Source organism: Kitasatospora sp. NPDC096128 (assembly GCF_040303105.1).
In the GTDB taxonomy this organism is placed as follows: domain Bacteria; phylum Actinomycetota; class Actinomycetes; order Streptomycetales; family Streptomycetaceae; genus Kitasatospora.
In genome coordinates this window covers 16,733-35,006 of record NZ_JBEOSP010000029.1, presented here as the reverse complement: position 1 = coordinate 35,006, position 18,274 = coordinate 16,733, and the positions used below count along the sequence as shown (strand labels likewise).

The window sequence follows — 18,274 nt, the reverse complement described above, 5'->3', positions numbered from 1 at the left end:
CCGGTACGGCTGCCAGCTGTGAGTCCGTAGATTGGTCGGGAAACCTGGATCGCTCTCGGCTTGTGGTCTGATCTGCACGGATGGTGCATTGGTTGATCTTGCCTGGGCGTAGGAAGCGTCACGACCTGTGGCTCCGTCGCTTGACGGGGAATCACGGTTTTATCGCCGGAATCCCAACGGTTTCCTTCGCGTTTGAGCAGCTCAGTACCGGTACGGGGTGGGGGTGTGTCTTCTTCTCAACCTGCCTGCGGTGTTTGGTGGCTGCCGCGGTCGGCTTCGATGGCGGCGGTGAGGGCGAAGTTGAGCTTCGCGGTCGCCTCGTTCCCTTCGGGGATGATCGGATGGGTGACGTCGATGCCGGCCATGCCCGCAGCCAGGCCCGGTTGTCTGCCGTCTTCGTGAGCAACGAGGTCGCACAGTTCGAGGAGGGCCAGGGAGGCGATCAGTCGACATTGCCCGCTGTAGGGGAGTGCCTCGGCGTTTGCCTGGTGGGAGAGGACATCGGAGTGCGTGCGGGCGAACGTGTCGGCGATGGTGTGGGGCCCTGGCGGGTTGGTCGGATCGGATGTCCAGCCTGGCGTGCGGTTCGCCCGGCGTACCAGAGCATAGGAGTAGGCGCGCAGTTGCTCGGCCGGCTGCTGCAGGTCGGCCTGGGTGTCGTTGCCGCGCAGGGGTGCGCCGAGAGCGTCGGCGAGCGCACCCAAGTGCTCTTCGAGTAGGGGGAGGGGCTGTCCGAAGCCGTCGATGTGGATGCCCATCGGCAGGATTTCCTCGTCCTCGATTGGTACGAGCGCGATCCGACAGCGCATCCCGGCTGCTTCCCGGGCCTCGGGGGCCCAGGAGCGGATCGTTTCCAGGGCCGTGGGCCATTGTTCGAGCGGGACGCTGAGCGCCAGTTGTCGGTCGCGCCAGGGGGCTGCTGGAGCGCTGTCGGCCAGGACAGCAGAGTTGACCACGCAGACCCCGGAGTTGGCCAGCAGAGAGGTGACGGCCTGCAACGATGCGTCCAGGACGGCTTGCATGCTCGCGTGCACGGCCGTGCGGAGGCGGTCGCCGTCCTGGGTACCGCGTCGCAGTGCCGTAGCGACTGTAGGCTCGTCGACCGCGGACAGCAGTCTGGCGGTGTCCGTCAGCGCGGCGACCAGTGCGGGGGGAAGCGTGTCGCCGATCCCGGACAGTAGGGGACTGCCTTGGTCGATGGCGCGCCTCAGGTCGGGAAGGGCATCTGAGAGTCTGGCTCCGGCGCCGCGTAGGGCCTGCGCGTTGCCTTGAGCGTGGGCAACCTGCCGCAGGCTGGAGGCGATGGCTGAGAATGCCTTTTTGGCAGCGTCCAACTGAGGGGCCTCGCGCAGGGCCGCGTCTTCCTGGGCTGCGGTGTAGGACATCGAGACGGCGTCCGCTGTGGCCAGCAGGGGAGCGGGTTCGGCTGGGCGGGCCGGAAGCGCGACGGCGGCTTGGTGGGCGCGCTCGACGCGCGCTGTCCACTCCTGCCGGGCCGGAGTCGAATCCTTGGGCCGTAGCCGTGCCGGAATTTTCGCGAGCAGGGCGAGCAGATCGGTGGCCAGCAGGGCTTGGGCACGGCAGCGTTCTGTCCATGTCCCGTTTCCCGCGCTCTCCATGGCGGCGGCCTGCAGGGCGACGTTGCGGCTGGTCGCACGGGCGCGGCGCAGAACGCCGGCCCGCAAGCGGTTGACGCCTTCGGTGATGCCGACGACCTGCCTGGGTTGGTTGTGGGCGTGCCACAGTTCCGCGTCGACCATGTCTGCCTCGGGACATGCATCGAACAGGCGCCGTATCAGCACGATGATCTGGCCGTTCTCCGAGGCCTGATCGCCCCCTGGCTCTGGCGCGTACCCCGACGGCGCCGCTGGAGAGCCGTCGGGGCGTGCGTAGGAGATCGCACGCACTGAGCAGGCCAGGTCGCCAGCGTAGGTCCATGGCCGGGCCAGGCTGGTCGTTTCCGGGCCGAGTGCCGTCAAGGGAAGGAAGGTGACGTTCACGCTGCACCCGAACGGGTCGCTGGCTACGGCGTCGATGGCGCGCCGGGTCACGCCGCCGAACACCGCCGTGACGTCGGCTCCGCGAAGATCGGCCAACACGGCCAGCGAGGCTGTGAGCTGGGCACGCAGATCTGCCGCCACGCTGCTACCACTGCCGGGCGGGTCGGGTAGTACGGGGACGTGATGCCGATACCCGGTGCCGGCCTGCTCCGGGCTGAATGTGATCAGCCCTTCAGCTGCCTCGCACAGTCGTACGGCAGTGGTCAGTTGCGTGCTGCATACCAGACTGAGCAGAGCCGCGGAGCCCAGTGCGTTCCCGGCGGCGAGCGCGGTGTCTTCGCTCCGCGCCGGTAGCTGTCTTCCGAGTGCTTTCACGGGCTCGAACTGCGGAAGATCGAGGTCTATCTCCTGTGACATCCAGGCGGTCCACAGGAGTGTCGCTGCGTCGATGCCTGGCGGCCGTTCCTGCTCGACCAGGGGGAGGGCCGCGTAGACGTGCGCGACGCTGTCGATCCGGTCGGCCGCCTCCAGCAAGCCGGCCGCGTGGACGGCGGCGTCACCTACGGCGTCCGATCTCCCCGCGGCTGTGTGCCGCAGTTGCTCGGCGATGCACTGAGCCAGGGGGTGCAACGCGTGATGGATGCGAGTCAGCCTCTGCGAAGCGGTGAGCGTGTCCAGGTCCTGCGCGGTGGTCTTCGCCACACGCACGGCGGCGCGGCGCAGGGCCTGCGGGCGGGCGGGCGCCGCGAGCGCCGTGATTGCCATGGCGTACGTCGATGCGAGCGTGGGTAGCGCGTTGGCGTGCAGGAGGTCGAGGAGGACCTCGGTGCGCAGGTCGTGCAGGCCTTTCCACCCGTTGCCCTCGGTGTTGGTGACGAGGTGTTCGCCGACCAGTCGGTGGAAGACTTCCTCCAGGGCGTCAGGATCCTGGCCGAGCGCGGTGGGCAGTGTGTCGGTGGGGACTTCGAAGCCCAGCGCGTGTGCGGCGCAAACCAGTCGTAGTACCGATCGGTCGAGGCGTCGCGGAGGTTCGGCGAGCGCGTCGACTTGCTCGGCCAGGACCTCGCGCAGCCGCCGACCGGTGGTGGCCAGGGCGAGGAACTCCATCAGCAGCCCGTCGGCCTGCTTGACTGCTTCCTCACGGGCCATCACCAGCGGCACCCCGCTGTCCTGGACCGCGTGGTAGACCTGTTCGGCCGCGGTGGGGGTCAGCGCCGCATCCACGAGGGCTGCGCCCCGGGTCAGAGCCGGAGTCAGGTCTTCACGTCGTCCTGCGGCCATGATCGCGACACCGGGCATTTCGAGCAGTCGGTCGCGTGCCTCGATCCAGGAAGCCGTGCGGGCCCGGCCAAGGTCGTCGACGCAGACCACGACGCGGCACTGGCGTGATGGCTTGGTGCGCATCACGTGGCGTACGAGCAGTTCCGCGTCGTGCGAGGTGGCCACCCTCAGTACTCTCAGCAGGCGAGGCCCAGCCTCGATCAGGCGGGCGCACCGCCACAGCAACGCCGACTTACCGCTGCCGCTTGGGCCGGAGATGATGACCTGTCCACGGGCGGACAGGCCATCCAGAACCTGCTGAGACTCCTGGGGGCGCAGCACGTCCAAGCCTGCGGCAATGTGGCTTGGGAGCACACTGATGCCCTCGAAGAACCCTTGGGCGTCCTGCGGGGACGGAGCGAGGAAGTCCAGCGGTTCGCATACCCCGGCGGCGACTGCTTCGTCCAGGCTGTCGACGTCGATCTCCCTGCCGAGTGCGGCGGCCATCGCGTCAAGATCACTGGTCGTGCGGACCATGGCCTCGGCGAAGGCAGCATGTTGCTGCGCGGCGGCGACGTCGGCCAGATCGCACTGCAGACGGCTGCGCAGCAGCGCGGCCATTGAGGGGTGCAGCCCAAGCCCGTTCTGCAGCATTGACGTTGTGGCTTGTCCGAGGTCCTCGCTCACCTCGATCAGATGCGTCCGGGAGAGCGTCATCGGGGCGAGCGCGGGATCCAACCCCAGAATAGACAGCTGCTTCTTCAAGGCTGTCAGCAGCGTCGTCCGGGGCGTGGCTCCGGCGGCGAGTGCGGTCAGGGTGGTGTCGAGGTTGTCCGTCCACCCCGTGTGCGGAAGCGAGCTACCGAACCTTCCATTGGTCACAACAGCCAGACGTGCCGGGAAGGGCGCCTCCACCTTGTCGAGGACCTCTCCAGCCGCTGCGCCTTGCTGCTCTCTCTGCAGCATGGTGGCCTGGTCGGATAGCCAGAGCGTCTGAGTGGCATGAGCCATGATCTCTGCGAGTTCCGCGGCCGCGATGTTCTGGGCGCCGGGCCCACGCGCTTTGCTCTGCACGAACAGCCGCGAACCGTCGGTCAGGTGGCAGTCGACGTCTTCGAATCCTTCTGGACACACTGCGCCGACAGGTAGCCCCGGAATGTGGCCAGCACGGCCTGTGGACAGGAGCATCGCTGACAAGGAGACCTGGAATGTCACCCCGGCGACGTTCGCGGCTCCTGAACGCAGCCGTGCGAACTGCTCCGTGAGGTCGCCGGCCGGGACCGATATCTTCTTCTGGCCCTTGGCACACCCCGCTCCGCTGTCGCATGCCCGTGTGTTCCGCTTTGAACTCACCAGTGCACCGCCGTCATTGAGGACCTGCTCACGGCAGGCAGCATAAGAAGCCGTTGTCGTACCGCTCGTGGGACGTGTCGATCGAACGGGAGTCTCGTTCGGGTGATCGCCGGTCGGCGGACGCATAGAGGTAGGGCCTCTTGGTAGCTCGAAGGTTGTCGAGACGTTCGAGGTTCCAGGAGGCCCTGGTGTCACAGTCTTCCGTGCGGGTGCGGGTGGAGTCCAACTCGGTTGCCCGATCGTGTGATTGCCTCGCGCACGTGTACGGGAACGCGGCCGATCGTCCCGAGCGGCGGCGCCGGTACCCCTCGGACATGACGGACGAGGAGTGGGCGGTTGTTCGTGCGTCGTTGCCGGTGCCGGGGTGGCTGGAGGGCCGGGGCGGTCAGCCGGAGGGCTATTGCCACCGGCAGATGTTGGATGCTGTCCGCTACCTGGTCGCCGGCGGCATCTCCTGGCGGGCGATGCCCGTCGACTTCCCCGTGTGGGATCGGGTCTACGCCTTCTACCGGCGCTGGCGCGACCAGGGCTTGGCCAAGGAACTGCACGACCGGCTGCGTGGAAGGGTCCGCGAGGCGGCCGGGCGGGATCCGGAACCGACCGCGGGGATCATCGACTCGCAGTCGGTGCGGGCCGCCGCGTCGGTGCCGAGGGCGACGTCCGGCTACGACGGCGGGAAGAAGGTGCCCGGGCGCAAGCGGCACATCGTGGTGGACAGCCTCGGACTGCTGCCGGCCGTGATGGTCACCGCCGCGTCCGTCACCGACCGCGAGGCCGCCCGAACACTGCTGGCCCGACTGCGCGAGCGGTTCTGGCGCCTGACCCTGGTATGGGCGGACGGCGGCTACACCGGGCGCCTGGTCGACCTCGCCGCGAGGACCTGGCGCATTGCGCTGACCGTGGTCGAGCGCGGTGCCGACACATCCGGATTCGCCGTGCTGCCGAAAAGGTGGCTGGTGGAGCGCACGTTCGCCTGGCTGATGCGCTCACGCCGCCTCGCCCGCGACTACGAGGCCCGCACCGACACCGCCGAGGCGATGATCTGGTGGTCGATGACCATGGTCATGAGCCGCCGCCTGGCCCGCCGGCGATACTGAACCGGCCCGGCACCCTTTCGGCCAGCCAGCCCCGCTCGACCAGGCGCTTCGCCTTCGACCGCACTCCTTCGACCTTCGCCGCAACCACCTCCAGCCCCAGCACGGCCGCCATCTCCTGGCAGCCCATCGCCTCGCCCGCGGCGGACCGTTGATGGTCTGCCAGGAGATTGACGATCCGCTGGTAATCCGGTGCCAGCGCGGACACGTCCAGTCCTTCCCGGCGCACCGGCACCACCGAACCGACCGCGGGCGTCCGAACCGGAGCCGGCTCGGCCTGCCCGGAGTGCTTGTCCTCCGGCACCGTCGGCATCTCCTGCCCACACGGCGCGGACAGGACCTGACCGACCCTCTCCCGGGCGATCACCCACCGCTCCCAGTCGCTCTCCGCAGCAGCCAGCTCGGCCAGGATCCGCTCCGCCGCCTCGCGCAGCGACTCCATCCGCTGTCGCGCGGCCAGCTCCCGTTCCTCCAGCAGCCCCACCACCGACGCCATTCGGCACCTCCACCGACGAGACCATCCCGATGGATCAGGCCTGCCGCGCAACCACCGGCACTATGCCTCACCAGCGGAAATACGTCGATCACGTCCGATAAGACAACGGCTTCTCAACGACCAGCTGCCACGGCGGGTACGGGCAGGCGGTGATCGGGCGCGGTCTGGTGGGCGCGACCGCACGCTGCCGCGGATGGGACAACCGGGGAGTCTGCGACAGGTGATCTTCAACTTGCCCTAGGGTTAAGGGAGTTCCCGGTGGCAAGCCTGCTGCCGGGACTTCGTGCTTTCCGGAGGGCGAAAGATCTTGCGATACGTGCGGCTGCTTCGGCGGGGCCCGGTTCTTCTCCTGTGGGGCGCGCAGACGGCGTCGGTCTTCGGTGACCGGCTGTACGCGCTGGCGGTGATGTGGCTCGCCTGGGACAGATCCGGAGGCGCGGCGATGGGTCTGGTGGCCATCGCGGAGTCGGTGCCGTACATCGTGCTCGGCACCGTCGGCCGGCCGTTGATGGAGCGTTTCACCACGCTGCGCTCGCTCGCCGGGGTGGACGTGGTCCGCATGGTGCTGGTCGCGGCGCTGCCATGGACGTGGGGGGTATTCGGCACGCCGGGGCTGCTGGTGTCGGCCGGCCTGCTCGGGGTCGGCGGGGCGCTGTTCGATCCGAACCTCGGCGCCCTGGTCCCGGACTTGGTGCGTGCGGAGGAGGTCCAGGCCGTCAGCGGGCTGATGGACTCGACCAATCGGATCGCGCGGGTCGCTGGCCCCGGGTCGGCCGGGGTGCTGCTCGCGGTGATGCCGATGGCCGGGCTCTTCTGGCTGGACGCGGGCACGTTCGCACTCTCCGCGCTCGCACTGGCAGTGCTGGGCGCCGGTGCCGCGCGCAGGCAGGCCGGGCCGGCCGGGGCGACCGCGGCGCCTGCTGTCCGGCCGCGGGCCCGGGCATTGGTGCGCACTCATCCGGAGACCGGGGTGGTGCTGGCCGTCCACGGGATCGCGATCTTCGCGGGTGCGGTGTCGATCGTGATGCCCGCGCTGGTGGCGGTACGGCTCGGCGGCGGGGTCGGCACGTACGGCGTGATGCTGGCCGCCACCGGGGCCGGGTCGATCCTCGGTAACGCGGTCGCCGGGAACGTCCGTCTCCCCCGGGCCCTGCCGGTGTTCTACTGCGCCGCGTGGTCCGTCTCCGGGGTGCTGATGGCGGCGACCGGGTCGGTGAGCACGGTGGCCGAGCTGGTGGCGGTGTCGGCCGCGTACGGGGCCGTCTCGCCGTTCCTGGCGGTGTCGCTGTCCACGCACCTGGCGCAGTTCCCGCCGGCCGCCCGCAGGCGGCTGCTGACGCTCGACCAGACGGTGATCCGGACCATGGGCACCCTGGCGATGGCGGGGATTCCCGCGCTGGCGGCAGCCCACCCGAGGGCGGGGTTCACCGCCGGCGGTCTTGTCACCGCCGTGGTGGGCGTCGCCGGGTGCGCGGTCGTGGTGTGGTGGGCGAAGACCCGTACGCCGCTGCCGGGTGCGGAGCCGGTGCTGGAGAGCGTGCGTGGCTGAGGACGCGAGCGGGGCCGGCCTACCCCAGAGGGAGGCCGGCCCTTGGCGCTGTCGGTCTCAGATCACGCGATCAGGGACCAGTGGGTGACGGTGATGTCCTCCAGCGGGATGCCCAGCTGCTGGTAGATCCGCTGGTGCATGGCGCCGAACCAGGCGTCGCGCCGGTCGGCGAAGAACGCCGGGTCGTACCAGGCGACGCCGAGCAGCACGGTGCCGCCGCCGTTGGGGTTGCCGGGCTCGGCCTCCCAGTAGGTGCACTGCCAGTCCCAGAGCATCAGCTCCTCCGGCCGCCGGCGCAGGCGCTCGTCGGACTCGCGCAGCGCCTCGATGCACCGCTCGGCGGTCGCGGCGTCGGGGCAGTAGTAGGTGCAGTCGGACTTGCCGATCGGGGTCTTGTCGGCGCGGCGGGCCGCGTCGGCGTCCTCCCCGGTCAGGACGCGCACGCGGGTCACCGCGGTCGCCTGGTCGAGCGTGTCGAGGATGGTCACAGTGGTGCTCTCCTCTCCCTTGTCCTGCCGGACTACCAGCCCGTGCCGCTGATCGGCACGACGCTGGGGCTCTGGGGGTCGCGCCGCACGATGCCGCCCGGCGCGGTGTAGCGGACGTTCAGCCCGATACGGGCGCCGCTACTGGTGTTGGTGCCGGAGCGGTGGACCAGACGGCTGTCCATGAGGACGGCGCAGCCGGCGCGCAGCGGCACGGGGATGGTGGTCTCGGGGGTGAAGCCAGCTACCTGGTCGGCCCGGCCGCGCTCGGCGCCGTTCGAGGGTTCCTTCTCTACCTGCAGGTAGCCGGCGCGCTGGGAGCCCGGGGCGACGTACAGGCACCCGTTGGTCACGGTGGCGTCGGTGACGGCCAGCCACGCCGAGACCGACCGCTCGGGGTGCAGCTCCAGGCGGTCGTCGATGCCGTCCTGGTGCCAGGGGATCTCGAACTGCCGGCCCGGCCACTTCACGACGAGGAACGTGTTCTCCACCGCGACGTCCGGCCCGAGGACGGCCTGGACTGCGGCGAGCAGGTTCGGGGAGCGGGCGGCGAAGGCGGCCCAGTCCTCGGTGAGGTGCGGGTTCGGGACGATCTCGCGGCCGCTCGCGCGGTGCTCGGCGACCAGGAGTGCGGCCCGGCCGCGTGCCGCTCCGGGCGTTGACCACTCGATGGGCGAGCTCATGCCGCGCCGGCCGAGAAGGCCCTCAATCTCAGTGGGGACGGTCACGGTCTCCTCCGTGGACGGGGCATGGGCAGAACGGCCAGATGGCCGCGGGGTGGCGAGCGTCGGGGCTCACGTCGTCGGGGTTGAGGGTGACCGTGCCGGTGTCGTCGGAGCGGGTGCCGTCGACGGCGAGTCGGTACGTGCGGATGGTCAGGCCCCGTCGGCGCTTCTCCGGCGGGACGAAGTCGGCGCTGTTCACCGCGGTCCCCGGCCGCGCAGCTCGCGGAACAGCCGGGCTCGGCGGTAGGCGACGCTGTGGTTGGCGATGTGGACCACCGTCCTGCCGTCGACCGTCACCACCAAGTCGTCGCCGGGGTGTCTCAGATGCGGTCTGCTCGCGGGCATGGCGGTACTCCAGCGCGTGCGGGGGGAGTGGGCGCCGCCCAGCGCGTCCACGGTGCCGAGGGGGATCGGTCAGGTCCTCGCACCGGGCGGCATCAACGACGGTAGGGAGTAGCGGAACGCTCACTCAACGTGTTTGCACGCGTTTGCAGAATTTCAGGCCAGGGAGTCAACGGCCCTGGAGATCAGGGCCCGCGCCCGCGCGCCGTGCACCGCAAAGCCTTTGAGTCGGTCGAACGCCTGGGCGTAGAGAGCGATTTCGCTGGGCGCGGTAACGGTCACCTGGGCGGACAGCAGCTCCACGCCGGCTTCCGCGTCGTCGAAGATGTTGAACGTCTCCACCGGCCACATGGTGCGCTGCGCGGTGAAGGGGATGACGCCGAGCGAGACGGCCGGCAGCGCCATGGCGGCCCGCAGGTGTGCCAGTTGCTCGGCCATCGTCTCGACAGTGCCAAGGCGGTAGTAGAGGACGGACTCCTCGACCAGGATCGCGAAGCGGTGGTGACCGGTGCGCACGACGCGAGATCGGGCAAGGCGGGCCTTGACGGCCTCGGCGACGTCGTTGGGGGTGCGGCGGAAGTCGGCGACCGTGGCGAGCAGGGCGGTAGCGTACGCCTCGGTCTGGAGGACGCCCGGCACGACGCGGGAGGAGTAGGAGCGGAAGTGCCGGGTGCGCTCGTAGAGGGGCGCCGCGGACTCCTGGAGCCGGCGCAGGCCGGTGCGGGTGAGGCGGCGCCACTCGACGTACATGGAGTCCACAGCGCGGTTGGCAGCGATCAGGTCCTCGGCCTGGTCGTCGGCGCCGCAGGCCCGGCACCAGGTGCGGATGTCGGCGTCCGAGGGCGCGGTCTTGGCGTTGATGATGCGGGAGGTCTTGGCGCCGGCCCAGCCGCACAGGGCAGCCAGCTCCTGCCCCGTCAGGCCCGCCTCCTGCATGATCTCGCGCAGCCGCGCGGCGACGGCCAGGCGGGCTTCCTGGGCGCTGGAGGACGGGGATGCGGGCATGGAGCTGGTCGTCCGGCCGGGGTGTCAGACGATGTACTGCTCGTGCGGGACGGCGCGCTCCCAGACCGCTTCGAACGCGTCGGCGCAGAGCTTGGCGACAGCGGGGTCCTCGCACATCTCCGGCCCGCCGGAGGCTCCGTCGCCGGTGAAGTGGTTGAAGCGGACGATGCTCCCGTCGAACAGCCAGAAGTCGTTGCCGGGCAGTGCGAGGTCGGAGGCCCGGCGGCGCGGCAGCCAGCGCACCTGCTCGCCCGCGGCGAGGTTGACCACGGTTCCGGCGTGCTCGTAGCGGATGTACTCGGTGACCGGCTCGGAGACGATGCGGGCCCGGCGCACCACGACGCCGCGGGCGACAGCGGCCCTCACCATCGACACCCAGCCGGACCAGCCCTCGCCCTCGGGGTCGAGGTCCGGGTGGACGCCGGTCCGCTTGAACTGCTCGAACTCCGCGGCCTCGCTGGCGATGCCGTAGGAGTCGCGCATCTCCAGGTGCACCGCGGAGTGCCGGGCGCCGGCCAGGAGCTCAGAGAAGGCCGTCACGTTCGGCATCGTCGAGCGCCTTCCTGATGATCGCCGCCATGCGCAGCGGGATACGGGTCACGTTCTCGTGGTCGGGGGTGCCGACCGTGTGGCCGGGCACCCATTCGGTGGTACCGATTTCCGTCAGGAGTTCCTCGCCGGGCTTGAGGCCCTGGAAGACGAGCTCCCTCTTGGCGTCGTCCACCCACACCATCGGGCTCTCGTCCTTGCCGGTGTTGGGGTCCACCCCGGCGAACCGTAGCGTCATGATGCCCTCCCGTGCCAAGTCGGTTGCGCAGTTTTGGACGACGCTCCACCCACCGGTGACGGCACGTCAAGGGCGCGCGGGCGCCGCAGGGCCGCACGCACCGTGCCCGCACCCGAGGCGACCTTCCTCCTCAGATTCTTCACCAGGCCAGGCGGTGCGGATCTTGCTTCGGTCATCAGGCCTCCGATGTAGCCGGGGCCCTCTGGCAAGCCGGGTAAGGCCCTGCCCGCCGGCGCGGGCACGAACAAGACGTGCCTGTCGCACCAGTACGTCGCCGCGCTGACGGGCGCCAGCACCAGCCAAGTCCAACGGTTCGCGGCCCAGCATGACCTGGCCCCTCTCGTGCAACGGACTCCGGGCCCCTGCCCGCTTCCGACCCCGGCTCGCGCGACGCTCGACGGCCTGCCTTGGCGCGAGAGCATCGACTTCCACGAAGTACCGCACCTAATGCGCCACCTCGGTACGGCCGCCGCGGTGATCTGCCTCTACCTCACCGGCATGCGGCCCCAGGAGGTCCAGAGCCTGCGCTCCGGCTGCTGCCCCGACCCGCAGCCGGCCCCAGACGGCGCGCTCGGGCGCCACCTGATCCGCAGCCACCACTTCAAGAACGTCACCGACAGCGACGGCAACCACCTGTCCGCCGGTGAGATCCGAGCCCTGCCCTGGGTCGCGATCACACCGGTCGTCAACGCCATCCGGGTCCTGGAGAGGATCGTGCCCGAAGGCGAACTTCTCCTCGGCTCCTCCTACCACTACGCCCAAGAACGCGTCGGCTCCTCAAGGCCGACACCCTGAACGCCCGGATCAAGGACTTCACGGCCTGGGTCAACCACGAGGCCGCCGCCAGGAACCTGACCGGCCAGCACATCCCCGACGACCCGCACGGTCCCGTCACCACCGGCCGCTTCCGCCGCAGCCTGGCCTGGCACATCGCCCGCCGCCCCGGCGGCCTGGTCGCCCTCGCCATCCAGTACGGCCACAATGCGCACCGTCCTGGACGCCCGTACCTCCACCGGCTACGGCACTCGCAGCCGCGGCGGCATCCACACTGTGCTCGACGTCGAAACCGCCCTCGCCGCCGCCGACACCGCCGCCCGCCTGCGCGACCAGCTCGCCGCCGGCGAGCGCATCTCCGGGCCAGCCGCCCAGCGGGCCCTGACCGCCGCCGCCGATGTGCCCCGCTTCGAAGGCCGGATCGTCCCGCGCACCTTCGCCGCCAAGGCCCGCGCCTACCTTGCCCGCGACGGCATCGTCCTGTTCGACAACCCCGACGCCTTGCTGATCTGCGCCTTCAAACGCGACACCGCGCTGTGCGAACCGGACCCCGGAGCGAACACGCCCCGCCAGTACGACTGCCGGCCCGGCTGTGCCAACACCGTCCGCATCGACACCCACGCCCGCCTGCCACCACCGGTCGGCCGTCGGCTACGGACCAACGCCGACCGGCTCCGCGCCGCGGCCAACACCCACGACTCCACCGCCCAGACCGCCGAGGCCCTGCGATGACCCCGAATCACCAGGACGAGCGCACCCACATCAGGCAGGCCATCGACCGGCTCCTGAGCGGGCAGGCCACAGCCTCCAACGGCAGCCTCACCGCCGCCGCCCTCGCAGCCGAAGCCGGCGTCCACCGCATGGCCCTGATGAAACGCCACGTCGACCTGAAGAACGAGTTCTACGAGCGTGTTCGCGTCGAGACTGCCCAGACTCCGGAGACCGAGAAGCGCCTGCGAGAGACCGTCGTCAAGCTCAAGCAGACCGTCGCCGACAAGAATGCCGAGATCCTCGAACTCCGTCAGCAGATCACCCGGCTCACCTTGGCCGGCGCCGTACTCACCGAGCGCCTGAACGACGTCGGGGACCGGTCCGGTGCCGCTAACAATGTCGTGCGTCTCCCGGTCCCCTGACCGGGGGTCAACGGCTACTGGTTCTTCGACCAGTCACCCCGAGGGCGATAGGCACGGCTGTCACCGAACTGCTTCATCCCGCCGGGAACGACATCCCCGTGGTACGGATACTGTTCGGTCACCGCCGCCAGCAGGAACTCCAGGAAGCCGCCCTCGAACACGTCCCACTCCCACAACGAGTGGAACTTGGCGGCCACCGGCCACCGGTCCGGATCCGGGCCCCGCATCAGCCAGAAGAAGTGGTCGGAATTGTAGTTGTTGCCCCACTTCAGCAGGCCGCCCTCGGCCGGGAACAGCGGATACGGGCACTCCCTGTAGTCCCCGTCCCGGTAGCACTCGGCTAGCCAGGCACAGTATCCGTAGGGCTCCGTCGTGTCGTACAGGAACCCCTCGAAGCCGGACGGCACCGCGGCGTGGGGACTGGGGACTTCCGTCGGTGTGAAAATGTGCAGCTCGTCGCTGATGCTGACAGACCCGTACCGGTCGGCGAACGCCCGGTAGTCCGCGGGCAGCTGGAAGCCGATTGCCGCAGGTGCGAGTTCCCACGGGACCGGGGTCACGCCGTCCGCGGGCGGTGGCCCGATCACCACGCCGAGTCGGTCCAGCATCTCCTCGATATCCATGCCCGCTCCCATCGGTCGCCCGTTCCCGCCGGAGGCTATCCGCCTGCGGTGACACCGCAGGCGGTAGGGCCCAGCCCCGCAGCGTCATGTGCAAGCTGCGACTGGGTCCGCGATCATTGGCCGATGACCATGGAACCGGACCTTCTCAGCCTGAGCATCGTGTGCCCGCCGCCCGAGGAGGGCGTCGTTGAGGTCCGCCCGATCGTCAATGGCCGGGATCTGCTGGCCGACGTGTTTCCCGGTGGCGTGGGAGGCTCCCGGTACCTGGGAGTAGGCCCCCGGTATCTGTTGGGCCGGGAAGGGCCGTTGCATGCCACTGCGACACCCCACGAGACTCGTCTCGCTTGGTCCGGCTGTGGCGTGGAGGAGTGCTGCGGCGCCCTGTACATGACGATCAGGCGTGACGGGGAGCATGTTGTCTGGGAGGGCTGGCGTGACCCGGCCAATCAGGACTTCGACCTGCCGAAGCTTCGGTTCACCGCAGGTCAGTACGAGACCGAGGTCCAGCGAGCCGGGGAGGACCGCAGTTGGGAGTGGCCAGCGGGAGCGGTTGCGCGGCTGCTTGAGGCGGGGCTGAGGGGACGCGGGGACTGGCTGGCCAGGTGGGACTGCGAGTTGGAAGGCGTCTGGTCCTCCCGCAAGGAACCCGATCAAATCCACGTCGTCCTGGTCCATCCCAGTAACAGGGCCGATTCAGATCGGCCCTGGCTCCAGTTCGGGATGGCCCTCCCGATCTCCGCAGACGACCCATCGGACCAGGCCAAGCACCTCGAAGCGCGGCTGACCGCAGGAGATCCCCGTGCCACCGCCGAGGTCTGGGGAGGTTCGCATGATGCCGAGCAACTGGGTTACCCGTGGCCGCCGGTCGACCCGCTGTCCAAGTGAACGGCTGGGAGAGACGACCTTGGGCCTCTCCTCCCCTTGGGCATCCACTCGCAACCGCCATCCCCATAGGCAACGTGACCGTACGGGTGGGGAATTGCGTGACGCTGATCTATAGATCGTGGGGAATCATGACTGCCGACACGATCACCAAGCTCGATTGAGCAGCGGCTTCTGAACACATTGACTTGACAGGGAAGGAGACCAGCCCGCGGGCCCGCCGTGCCCGGATCGAGGCGGCCACCCGGCCGGTGCTCCCCGCCCTGGAGCCGTTGCTGCCCGAGGGGCGCCTGCCCAAGGGGACTGTGGTCGAGGTCCTGGACCCCGGGCTGCTGCTGGCGGTCGCGGCCGGGCCGGCGGCCGCGTCGCACGTGCTGTGGACGGCGATCATCTTCCCCGTCAAGTCGGCATGTTGAACGGATGTCCCTCTTGCCTCGCGGTGTCGTGAGTGTGTGCTTTCGGAAGGTGGGGGCGGCGGTGGCAGGGTGCGGCCCTCGCACGGGCGGCGAGCTGCTCGGTGTGGCATGCTGCCTGGCGTGATCGCCACTCCCGATTTCGACGCCTCGGGCGGGACGTGGTCGTTCGCGACCGCACGTGAGCCGGCCGAGTTCCCTGCGGTCGAGGTCGAAGGCGTGCCCGGTGTTGAGCACGCCGGGGGCAGCGGCCGTACCCTGTGCGGGATCCGCGGCCGGTACCTGAAGCTCTTCCTGCACGACTTCCGGCCGCTGGCTCTGGCCTCGTGCCGCAAGTGTCGAGCGCTGGCCGAAGGGGCGCCGTCCCGGCCGTGCGGGCAGGAACGCCTGCACGACCTGCTCCTCCAGGAGGCCGACGACGGGCCGCTGCGCACGGACCTGCTGGCCGCGCTGCGCCGGGGCGCGCGGATCGCGATCTGGATCACCGGTCCGGCAAAGGACCTCACCTGCTTCCACTCGCGGATCGACCGGATGACGGAGGCGGCCGGCCCGGCCACCGAGGCGCTCGCGGCCGGAGGTCTCTCCATCACGCTGGCCCGCGTCGAGGACGCCGACCGGCAGTACCTCGTCGTCCTGCCGCCCGACAGCCGCGCCCGCATCGCGCGCGGGGCGGTGGATACCCCGCCCCGGACATAGCCCAGTCCTCCTCCGACTCCACCGAGCCTCTCGAGGCACTACCCCTTCGTCCGGCCGTACGGCGAATACCTCGCTGCGCCCGTGCTGGACGTGCCGGGGCTCGATGGGCGGGAAGGAGGGCTCGAAGCTGGAGCTGCGGGAGAAGGCCGGCCCCAACCGGCTGGAGTGCCCGGGCTGCGAATAGGTCCTCCGCCCCGGACGACCAGTGTCAGGTGGTCAGACGGGGGCTTTGGAATGCGGGCGATTTCGTCGTCGGTGATGAGGAGGATGTCGTCATCCTCGAACTCGGAGCAGTCTGGGTAGCGGTCTTCCGGCGCGGACTGAGGCTTCGTCCGATGGGGCCGGTCCGTGTGTCGGTGGAGGGTTCTAGGGTCGGCGGGTGACGACGACTTCCGGTCCGTACCTGGGTGTCCCCGTGCCGATGCCCGTTGTTCTGCCGGATCCGTGGGTGGTGTTGCGGGGTACGGACTGGCGGTCGCTGGGTACGGCGTACGGGACCGCGAAAGGGCTGCCCCGGGTACTGGCCCCGCTCCTGGGCCCGGACCTGACTGTGGAGGAAGCCCGGCGGGCTCTCAATGCCCTGGAGCCGGTGCAGCACCAGAACACGATCTACGAGGCGACCGCGCCGGTCGCGTTGTGTGTCGCGGCGGTCCTGGGCCGTCGTGCCGAGCACCACCGCGGGGCGGCGGACAGGGTGTGCGCTCCGCTGCTAGGCTTTCTGGCCGGTGTCGCCTGCGACAGTGACGATGCCTGTGTGGCGGCCCATCAGCGGTACTTCGAGGAGGACTTCCTGGAGGGTTACCCGCCCATGGTGGCGGTGCGTGCGCTGAGGCCGGTGCTGTTCCAGGCCGTCGCGCCGTTCCTCGACGACTCCGACACCGCCGTTCGCGAGGAGGCGCTGTGCGCCGCTCTGGCGTTCGCGGAGCACCCTGACCTGGCCGGTCACCGTGACGGCCTGGCCGGCCGCGTCCGTCGTCTCCTGCTCGTCTGCGACACGCGGTGGCGTCGGTGACGGGCCCTTGATGCCCTGACTGCGTGGGGCCACGACACCACAGGCCTCGCCCGGCCCGGCGACGACGACCGCAGCCCGTACCTCCCTAGCTCCGCCTGGCCTCTCGGCGACGGAGATCCTGACAACCCGCCCTTCTGACCATCCCAGCGCACGAGAGGGTTTGCTGCTGGAGCTGACCGAGCAGGCCGGCCCGGATCGTCTGGAGTGCGCGCAGTGCGAACAGGACCGCGCGGTCAAGGACTTGGGCCCGTTGGTGCTGCCCGCCCCGACCAAGCGCGAGCTGGTGGCCGCCTTGGTCTCCACTTCGGACGATCCGGGGTGGGAGGACCGCGTGCTGCACGCAAAGCTCCTCCCGGAGAGGGGCCGCGGGTGTGACCTGTTGGTCTTGGTGGGGGTGGAATGGCCGATTAGGCCGGGTTGTCTGGACCTTTGGTTGGACCTGTTGGGGTGTGGGTCGGGGGTGGGTGTGGGTCGGGGTTTGGTTACTTTGTGTGGCGGCGGGTAGGGGTCGAGGGTGCGGTGGGGCCGGTCGAGGGCCGGTGGGGTGTTGTGGGCCGCTTTTCGGGTGTGAATTCTGCCGGGTATTCCGCTCGACTGTTTTGGCGGATTTGTTGTTGGTGGTATTCTGAATTCAGGTCGGAATTGCGGGGGCTGGGGTGGTGGCCGGGGGGTGTTCGGTTGGTGGTGCCGTCCTGGCCGCCGTTGCCTGTCTGCTGCGCCTTCGTGTGGTGCCCGTTGCTGTGCCTGGTGGCTGAGGGATGAGTGGGTATGTGATCGGTCCCGGCTGAGTAGTCGTGCTCATGTGTGGTTCGGTTCGGCGCGGTGGGATCGGTTCATGGACAACATCCCGGCCGGAGCCGCATCGTCACCGCACGACCGTGACTCGTGGAAGTTCCCGCTCGTCGCGACGGCTCTGCTGCCGCTCTGCCAGATCCTTTACTGGTTCTTCGCACTGGTGCGCGCGGTTGAGGTCGACCAGTGCGTGCAGCGGGGTGCCTGCGGGCGGGACTGGGGTCTGCGGTACGACGCCGCCTACGGTCTGGTGGGCGTACAGCTGGTGCTCATCATGGTGGCCTGGTGCCTGCCGCGCCGGATGCGTTGGGCTCCGTGGCGCTTCGTCGCGTCCGCCGTGAGCGTGGTGTGCGGCCTGGCATGCAGTGCGGTGATCATGTAGTGATCCAGAACAGGGAAGTCGTCCGGGCCGCGCGTTTGCCCCGCCTCGGTGCGCGCCTCGGTGGGGCGTGTGAGTGTGCGGGGTGGTGTCAGCGGGATTGTGAGTGGGTGGGGTGGTGTCAGCGGGGTGGGCAGCACCCGACCGGGGCCCGCAGCGAGAGCATTGAGCTCGGGCGTTCTCGGTTGATGTCGTGGATCTTGGCTGTCACAGGGTGACTCTTCGGCTGTCGTGAGGCAGAGAACAGGCCTGGCACACCCAGTGGATGGCTGACATGGGGTTGCCTGTTCCTGTGCGCTCGGCGGCGCGGGAGAGTCTGCTGGACTCCCTGCGCAGCAGAGTGCGGCCGCCCCGCCAACCCGGCCCGCACCCTCGACGGCCTGTGCACTCCGTGCGGCGAGCAGCGCGACGACAGCGCCCTGCCCGCGCTGCGCCGAGCGCGGCAAGCAACCGGCCAACCGGCCCAGCGGCTGT

20 protein-coding genes are annotated in these 18,274 nt (G+C 69.7%); 10 read left to right on the top strand and 10 right to left on the bottom strand.

Going from position 1 to position 18,274, the window contains the following annotated elements:
• Positions 1-236: 236 nt before the first annotated feature.
• The gene (locus ABTY61_RS28115) at positions 237-4,475 is read right to left on the bottom strand and encodes a hypothetical protein (protein WP_350507888.1); all 4,239 of its coding nucleotides are present in this window, start codon (positions 4,473-4,475) and stop codon (positions 237-239) included.
• 452 nt (positions 4,476-4,927) lie between these two features.
• On the opposite strand from ABTY61_RS28115, the gene ABTY61_RS28110 reads away from it, so the two are divergent.
• On the top strand, positions 4,928-5,710 hold the full coding sequence (locus tag ABTY61_RS28110; protein ID WP_350507887.1) for an IS5 family transposase: 783 nt from the start codon (positions 4,928-4,930) through the stop codon (positions 5,708-5,710).
• On the opposite strand, the gene ABTY61_RS28105 is transcribed toward ABTY61_RS28110, so the two are convergent.
• Positions 5,676-6,203 (bottom strand): hypothetical protein, encoded by a 528-nt coding sequence (locus ABTY61_RS28105; RefSeq protein ID WP_350507886.1) that lies wholly within the window; start codon positions 6,201-6,203, stop codon positions 5,676-5,678. The two genes, ABTY61_RS28110 and ABTY61_RS28105, sit on opposite strands and share 35 nt — an antisense overlap.
• Positions 6,204-6,519: 316 nt before the next feature.
• On the opposite strand from ABTY61_RS28105, the gene ABTY61_RS28100 reads away from it, so the two are divergent.
• Entirely contained in the window at positions 6,520-7,752 is a 1,233-nt protein-coding gene (locus tag ABTY61_RS28100) for an MFS transporter (protein ID WP_350507885.1), read from the top strand.
• 62 nt (positions 7,753-7,814) lie between these two features.
• Here the strand turns inward: ABTY61_RS28100 and ABTY61_RS28095 are convergent, their stop codons facing one another.
• The 7 genes from ABTY61_RS28095 to ABTY61_RS28065 form a co-directional block, all read right to left on the bottom strand.
• Complete coding sequence (locus ABTY61_RS28095; RefSeq protein WP_350507884.1) at positions 7,815-8,240, bottom strand: hypothetical protein; 426 nt, start codon at positions 8,238-8,240, stop codon at positions 7,815-7,817.
• 32 nt (positions 8,241-8,272) lie between these two features.
• A complete protein-coding gene (locus ABTY61_RS28090) occupies positions 8,273-8,965 on the bottom strand; it encodes a phytanoyl-CoA dioxygenase family protein (protein ID WP_350507883.1) in 693 nt (230 codons plus the stop codon).
• Positions 8,949-9,161: a hypothetical protein gene (locus ABTY61_RS28085; RefSeq protein ID WP_350507882.1), complete on the bottom strand. Its 213-nt coding sequence runs from the start codon at positions 9,159-9,161 to the stop codon at positions 8,949-8,951. Before ABTY61_RS28085 ends, ABTY61_RS28090 begins: the two co-directional genes overlap by 17 nt.
• Positions 9,158-9,307, bottom strand: a complete 150-nt coding sequence (locus ABTY61_RS28080) for a hypothetical protein (protein ID WP_350507881.1) — start codon at positions 9,305-9,307, stop codon at positions 9,158-9,160. Before ABTY61_RS28080 ends, ABTY61_RS28085 begins: the two co-directional genes overlap by 4 nt.
• 153 nt (positions 9,308-9,460) lie before the next feature.
• Positions 9,461-10,309: a helix-turn-helix domain-containing protein gene (locus tag ABTY61_RS28075; protein ID WP_350507880.1), complete on the bottom strand. Its 849-nt coding sequence runs from the start codon at positions 10,307-10,309 to the stop codon at positions 9,461-9,463.
• A 24-nt stretch (positions 10,310-10,333) separates the two neighbouring features.
• Positions 10,334-10,858 carry a DUF6879 family protein gene (locus ABTY61_RS28070; protein ID WP_350507879.1) on the bottom strand — a complete coding sequence of 175 codons (525 nt, stop codon included), beginning with the start codon at positions 10,856-10,858 and terminating at the stop codon, positions 10,334-10,336.
• A complete protein-coding gene (locus tag ABTY61_RS28065; protein ID WP_350507878.1) occupies positions 10,833-11,096 on the bottom strand; it encodes a hypothetical protein in 264 nt (87 codons plus the stop codon). Before ABTY61_RS28065 ends, ABTY61_RS28070 begins: the two co-directional genes overlap by 26 nt.
• A gap of 447 nt (positions 11,097-11,543) precedes the next feature.
• Here ABTY61_RS28065 and ABTY61_RS28060 point away from each other — a divergent pair, with 447 nt between their 5' ends.
• From ABTY61_RS28060 to ABTY61_RS28050, 3 genes are all read left to right on the top strand, one after another.
• Entirely contained in the window at positions 11,544-11,891 is a 348-nt protein-coding gene (locus tag ABTY61_RS28060; protein WP_350507877.1) for a hypothetical protein, read from the top strand.
• A 186-nt stretch (positions 11,892-12,077) separates the two neighbouring features.
• A complete protein-coding gene (locus ABTY61_RS28055; RefSeq protein ID WP_350507876.1) occupies positions 12,078-12,602 on the top strand; it encodes a hypothetical protein in 525 nt (174 codons plus the stop codon).
• Positions 12,599-13,003: a hypothetical protein gene (locus ABTY61_RS28050; RefSeq protein WP_350507875.1), complete on the top strand. Its 405-nt coding sequence runs from the start codon at positions 12,599-12,601 to the stop codon at positions 13,001-13,003. The genes ABTY61_RS28055 and ABTY61_RS28050 overlap by 4 nt, the downstream gene beginning before the upstream one ends.
• Positions 13,004-13,017: 14 nt before the next feature.
• On the opposite strand, the gene ABTY61_RS28045 is transcribed toward ABTY61_RS28050, so the two are convergent.
• On the bottom strand, positions 13,018-13,626 hold the full coding sequence (locus ABTY61_RS28045) for a hypothetical protein (RefSeq protein WP_350507874.1): 609 nt from the start codon (positions 13,624-13,626) through the stop codon (positions 13,018-13,020).
• A 123-nt stretch (positions 13,627-13,749) separates the two neighbouring features.
• Between ABTY61_RS28045 and ABTY61_RS28040 the strand changes: the two genes are divergently transcribed.
• The 5 genes from ABTY61_RS28040 to ABTY61_RS28020 all read left to right on the top strand — a co-directional run bounded on the left by ABTY61_RS28040 (position 13,750) and on the right by ABTY61_RS28020 (position 17,803).
• The gene (locus ABTY61_RS28040; RefSeq protein ID WP_350507873.1) at positions 13,750-14,511 is read left to right on the top strand and encodes a hypothetical protein; all 762 of its coding nucleotides are present in this window, start codon (positions 13,750-13,752) and stop codon (positions 14,509-14,511) included.
• A gap of 185 nt (positions 14,512-14,696) precedes the next feature.
• Positions 14,697-14,924 (top strand): hypothetical protein, encoded by a 228-nt coding sequence (locus tag ABTY61_RS28035; protein WP_350507872.1) that lies wholly within the window; start codon positions 14,697-14,699, stop codon positions 14,922-14,924.
• Positions 14,925-15,044: 120 nt separating this feature from the next.
• A complete protein-coding gene (locus ABTY61_RS28030) occupies positions 15,045-15,617 on the top strand; it encodes a hypothetical protein (protein WP_350507871.1) in 573 nt (190 codons plus the stop codon).
• Between the two features lie 379 nt (positions 15,618-15,996).
• A complete protein-coding gene (locus ABTY61_RS28025) occupies positions 15,997-16,629 on the top strand; it encodes a hypothetical protein (protein WP_350507870.1) in 633 nt (210 codons plus the stop codon).
• An 835-nt stretch (positions 16,630-17,464) separates the two neighbouring features.
• Positions 17,465-17,803, top strand: coding sequence for a hypothetical protein (locus ABTY61_RS28020; protein ID WP_350507869.1), 339 nt, complete (start codon positions 17,465-17,467; stop codon positions 17,801-17,803).
• Positions 17,804-18,274 lie beyond the last annotated feature (471 nt).

What these genes read in the sequence shown, in the direction of transcription:
- ABTY61_RS28110 (WP_350507887.1), top strand. Translation starts at nt 4,928, where the DNA reads ATGACGGACGAGGAGTGGGCGGTTGTTCGTGCGTCGTTGCCGGTGCCG.
- ABTY61_RS28105 (WP_350507886.1), bottom strand. Translation starts at nt 6,203, where the DNA reads ATGGCGTCGGTGGTGGGGCTGCTGGAGGAACGGGAGCTGGCCGCGCGA.
- ABTY61_RS28080 (WP_350507881.1), bottom strand. Translation starts at nt 9,307, where the DNA reads ATGCCCGCGAGCAGACCGCATCTGAGACACCCCGGCGACGACTTGGTG.
- ABTY61_RS28075 (WP_350507880.1), bottom strand. Translation starts at nt 10,309, where the DNA reads ATGCCCGCATCCCCGTCCTCCAGCGCCCAGGAAGCCCGCCTGGCCGTC.
- ABTY61_RS28070 (WP_350507879.1), bottom strand. Translation starts at nt 10,858, where the DNA reads ATGCCGAACGTGACGGCCTTCTCTGAGCTCCTGGCCGGCGCCCGGCAC.
- ABTY61_RS28065 (WP_350507878.1), bottom strand. Translation starts at nt 11,096, where the DNA reads ATGACGCTACGGTTCGCCGGGGTGGACCCCAACACCGGCAAGGACGAG.
- ABTY61_RS28060 (WP_350507877.1), top strand. Translation starts at nt 11,544, where the DNA reads ATGCGCCACCTCGGTACGGCCGCCGCGGTGATCTGCCTCTACCTCACC.
- ABTY61_RS28055 (WP_350507876.1), top strand. Translation starts at nt 12,078, where the DNA reads ATGCGCACCGTCCTGGACGCCCGTACCTCCACCGGCTACGGCACTCGC.
- ABTY61_RS28050 (WP_350507875.1), top strand. Translation starts at nt 12,599, where the DNA reads ATGACCCCGAATCACCAGGACGAGCGCACCCACATCAGGCAGGCCATC.
- ABTY61_RS28045 (WP_350507874.1), bottom strand. Translation starts at nt 13,626, where the DNA reads ATGGATATCGAGGAGATGCTGGACCGACTCGGCGTGGTGATCGGGCCA.
- ABTY61_RS28040 (WP_350507873.1), top strand. Translation starts at nt 13,750, where the DNA reads ATGACCATGGAACCGGACCTTCTCAGCCTGAGCATCGTGTGCCCGCCG.
- ABTY61_RS28020 (WP_350507869.1), top strand. Translation starts at nt 17,465, where the DNA reads ATGGACAACATCCCGGCCGGAGCCGCATCGTCACCGCACGACCGTGAC.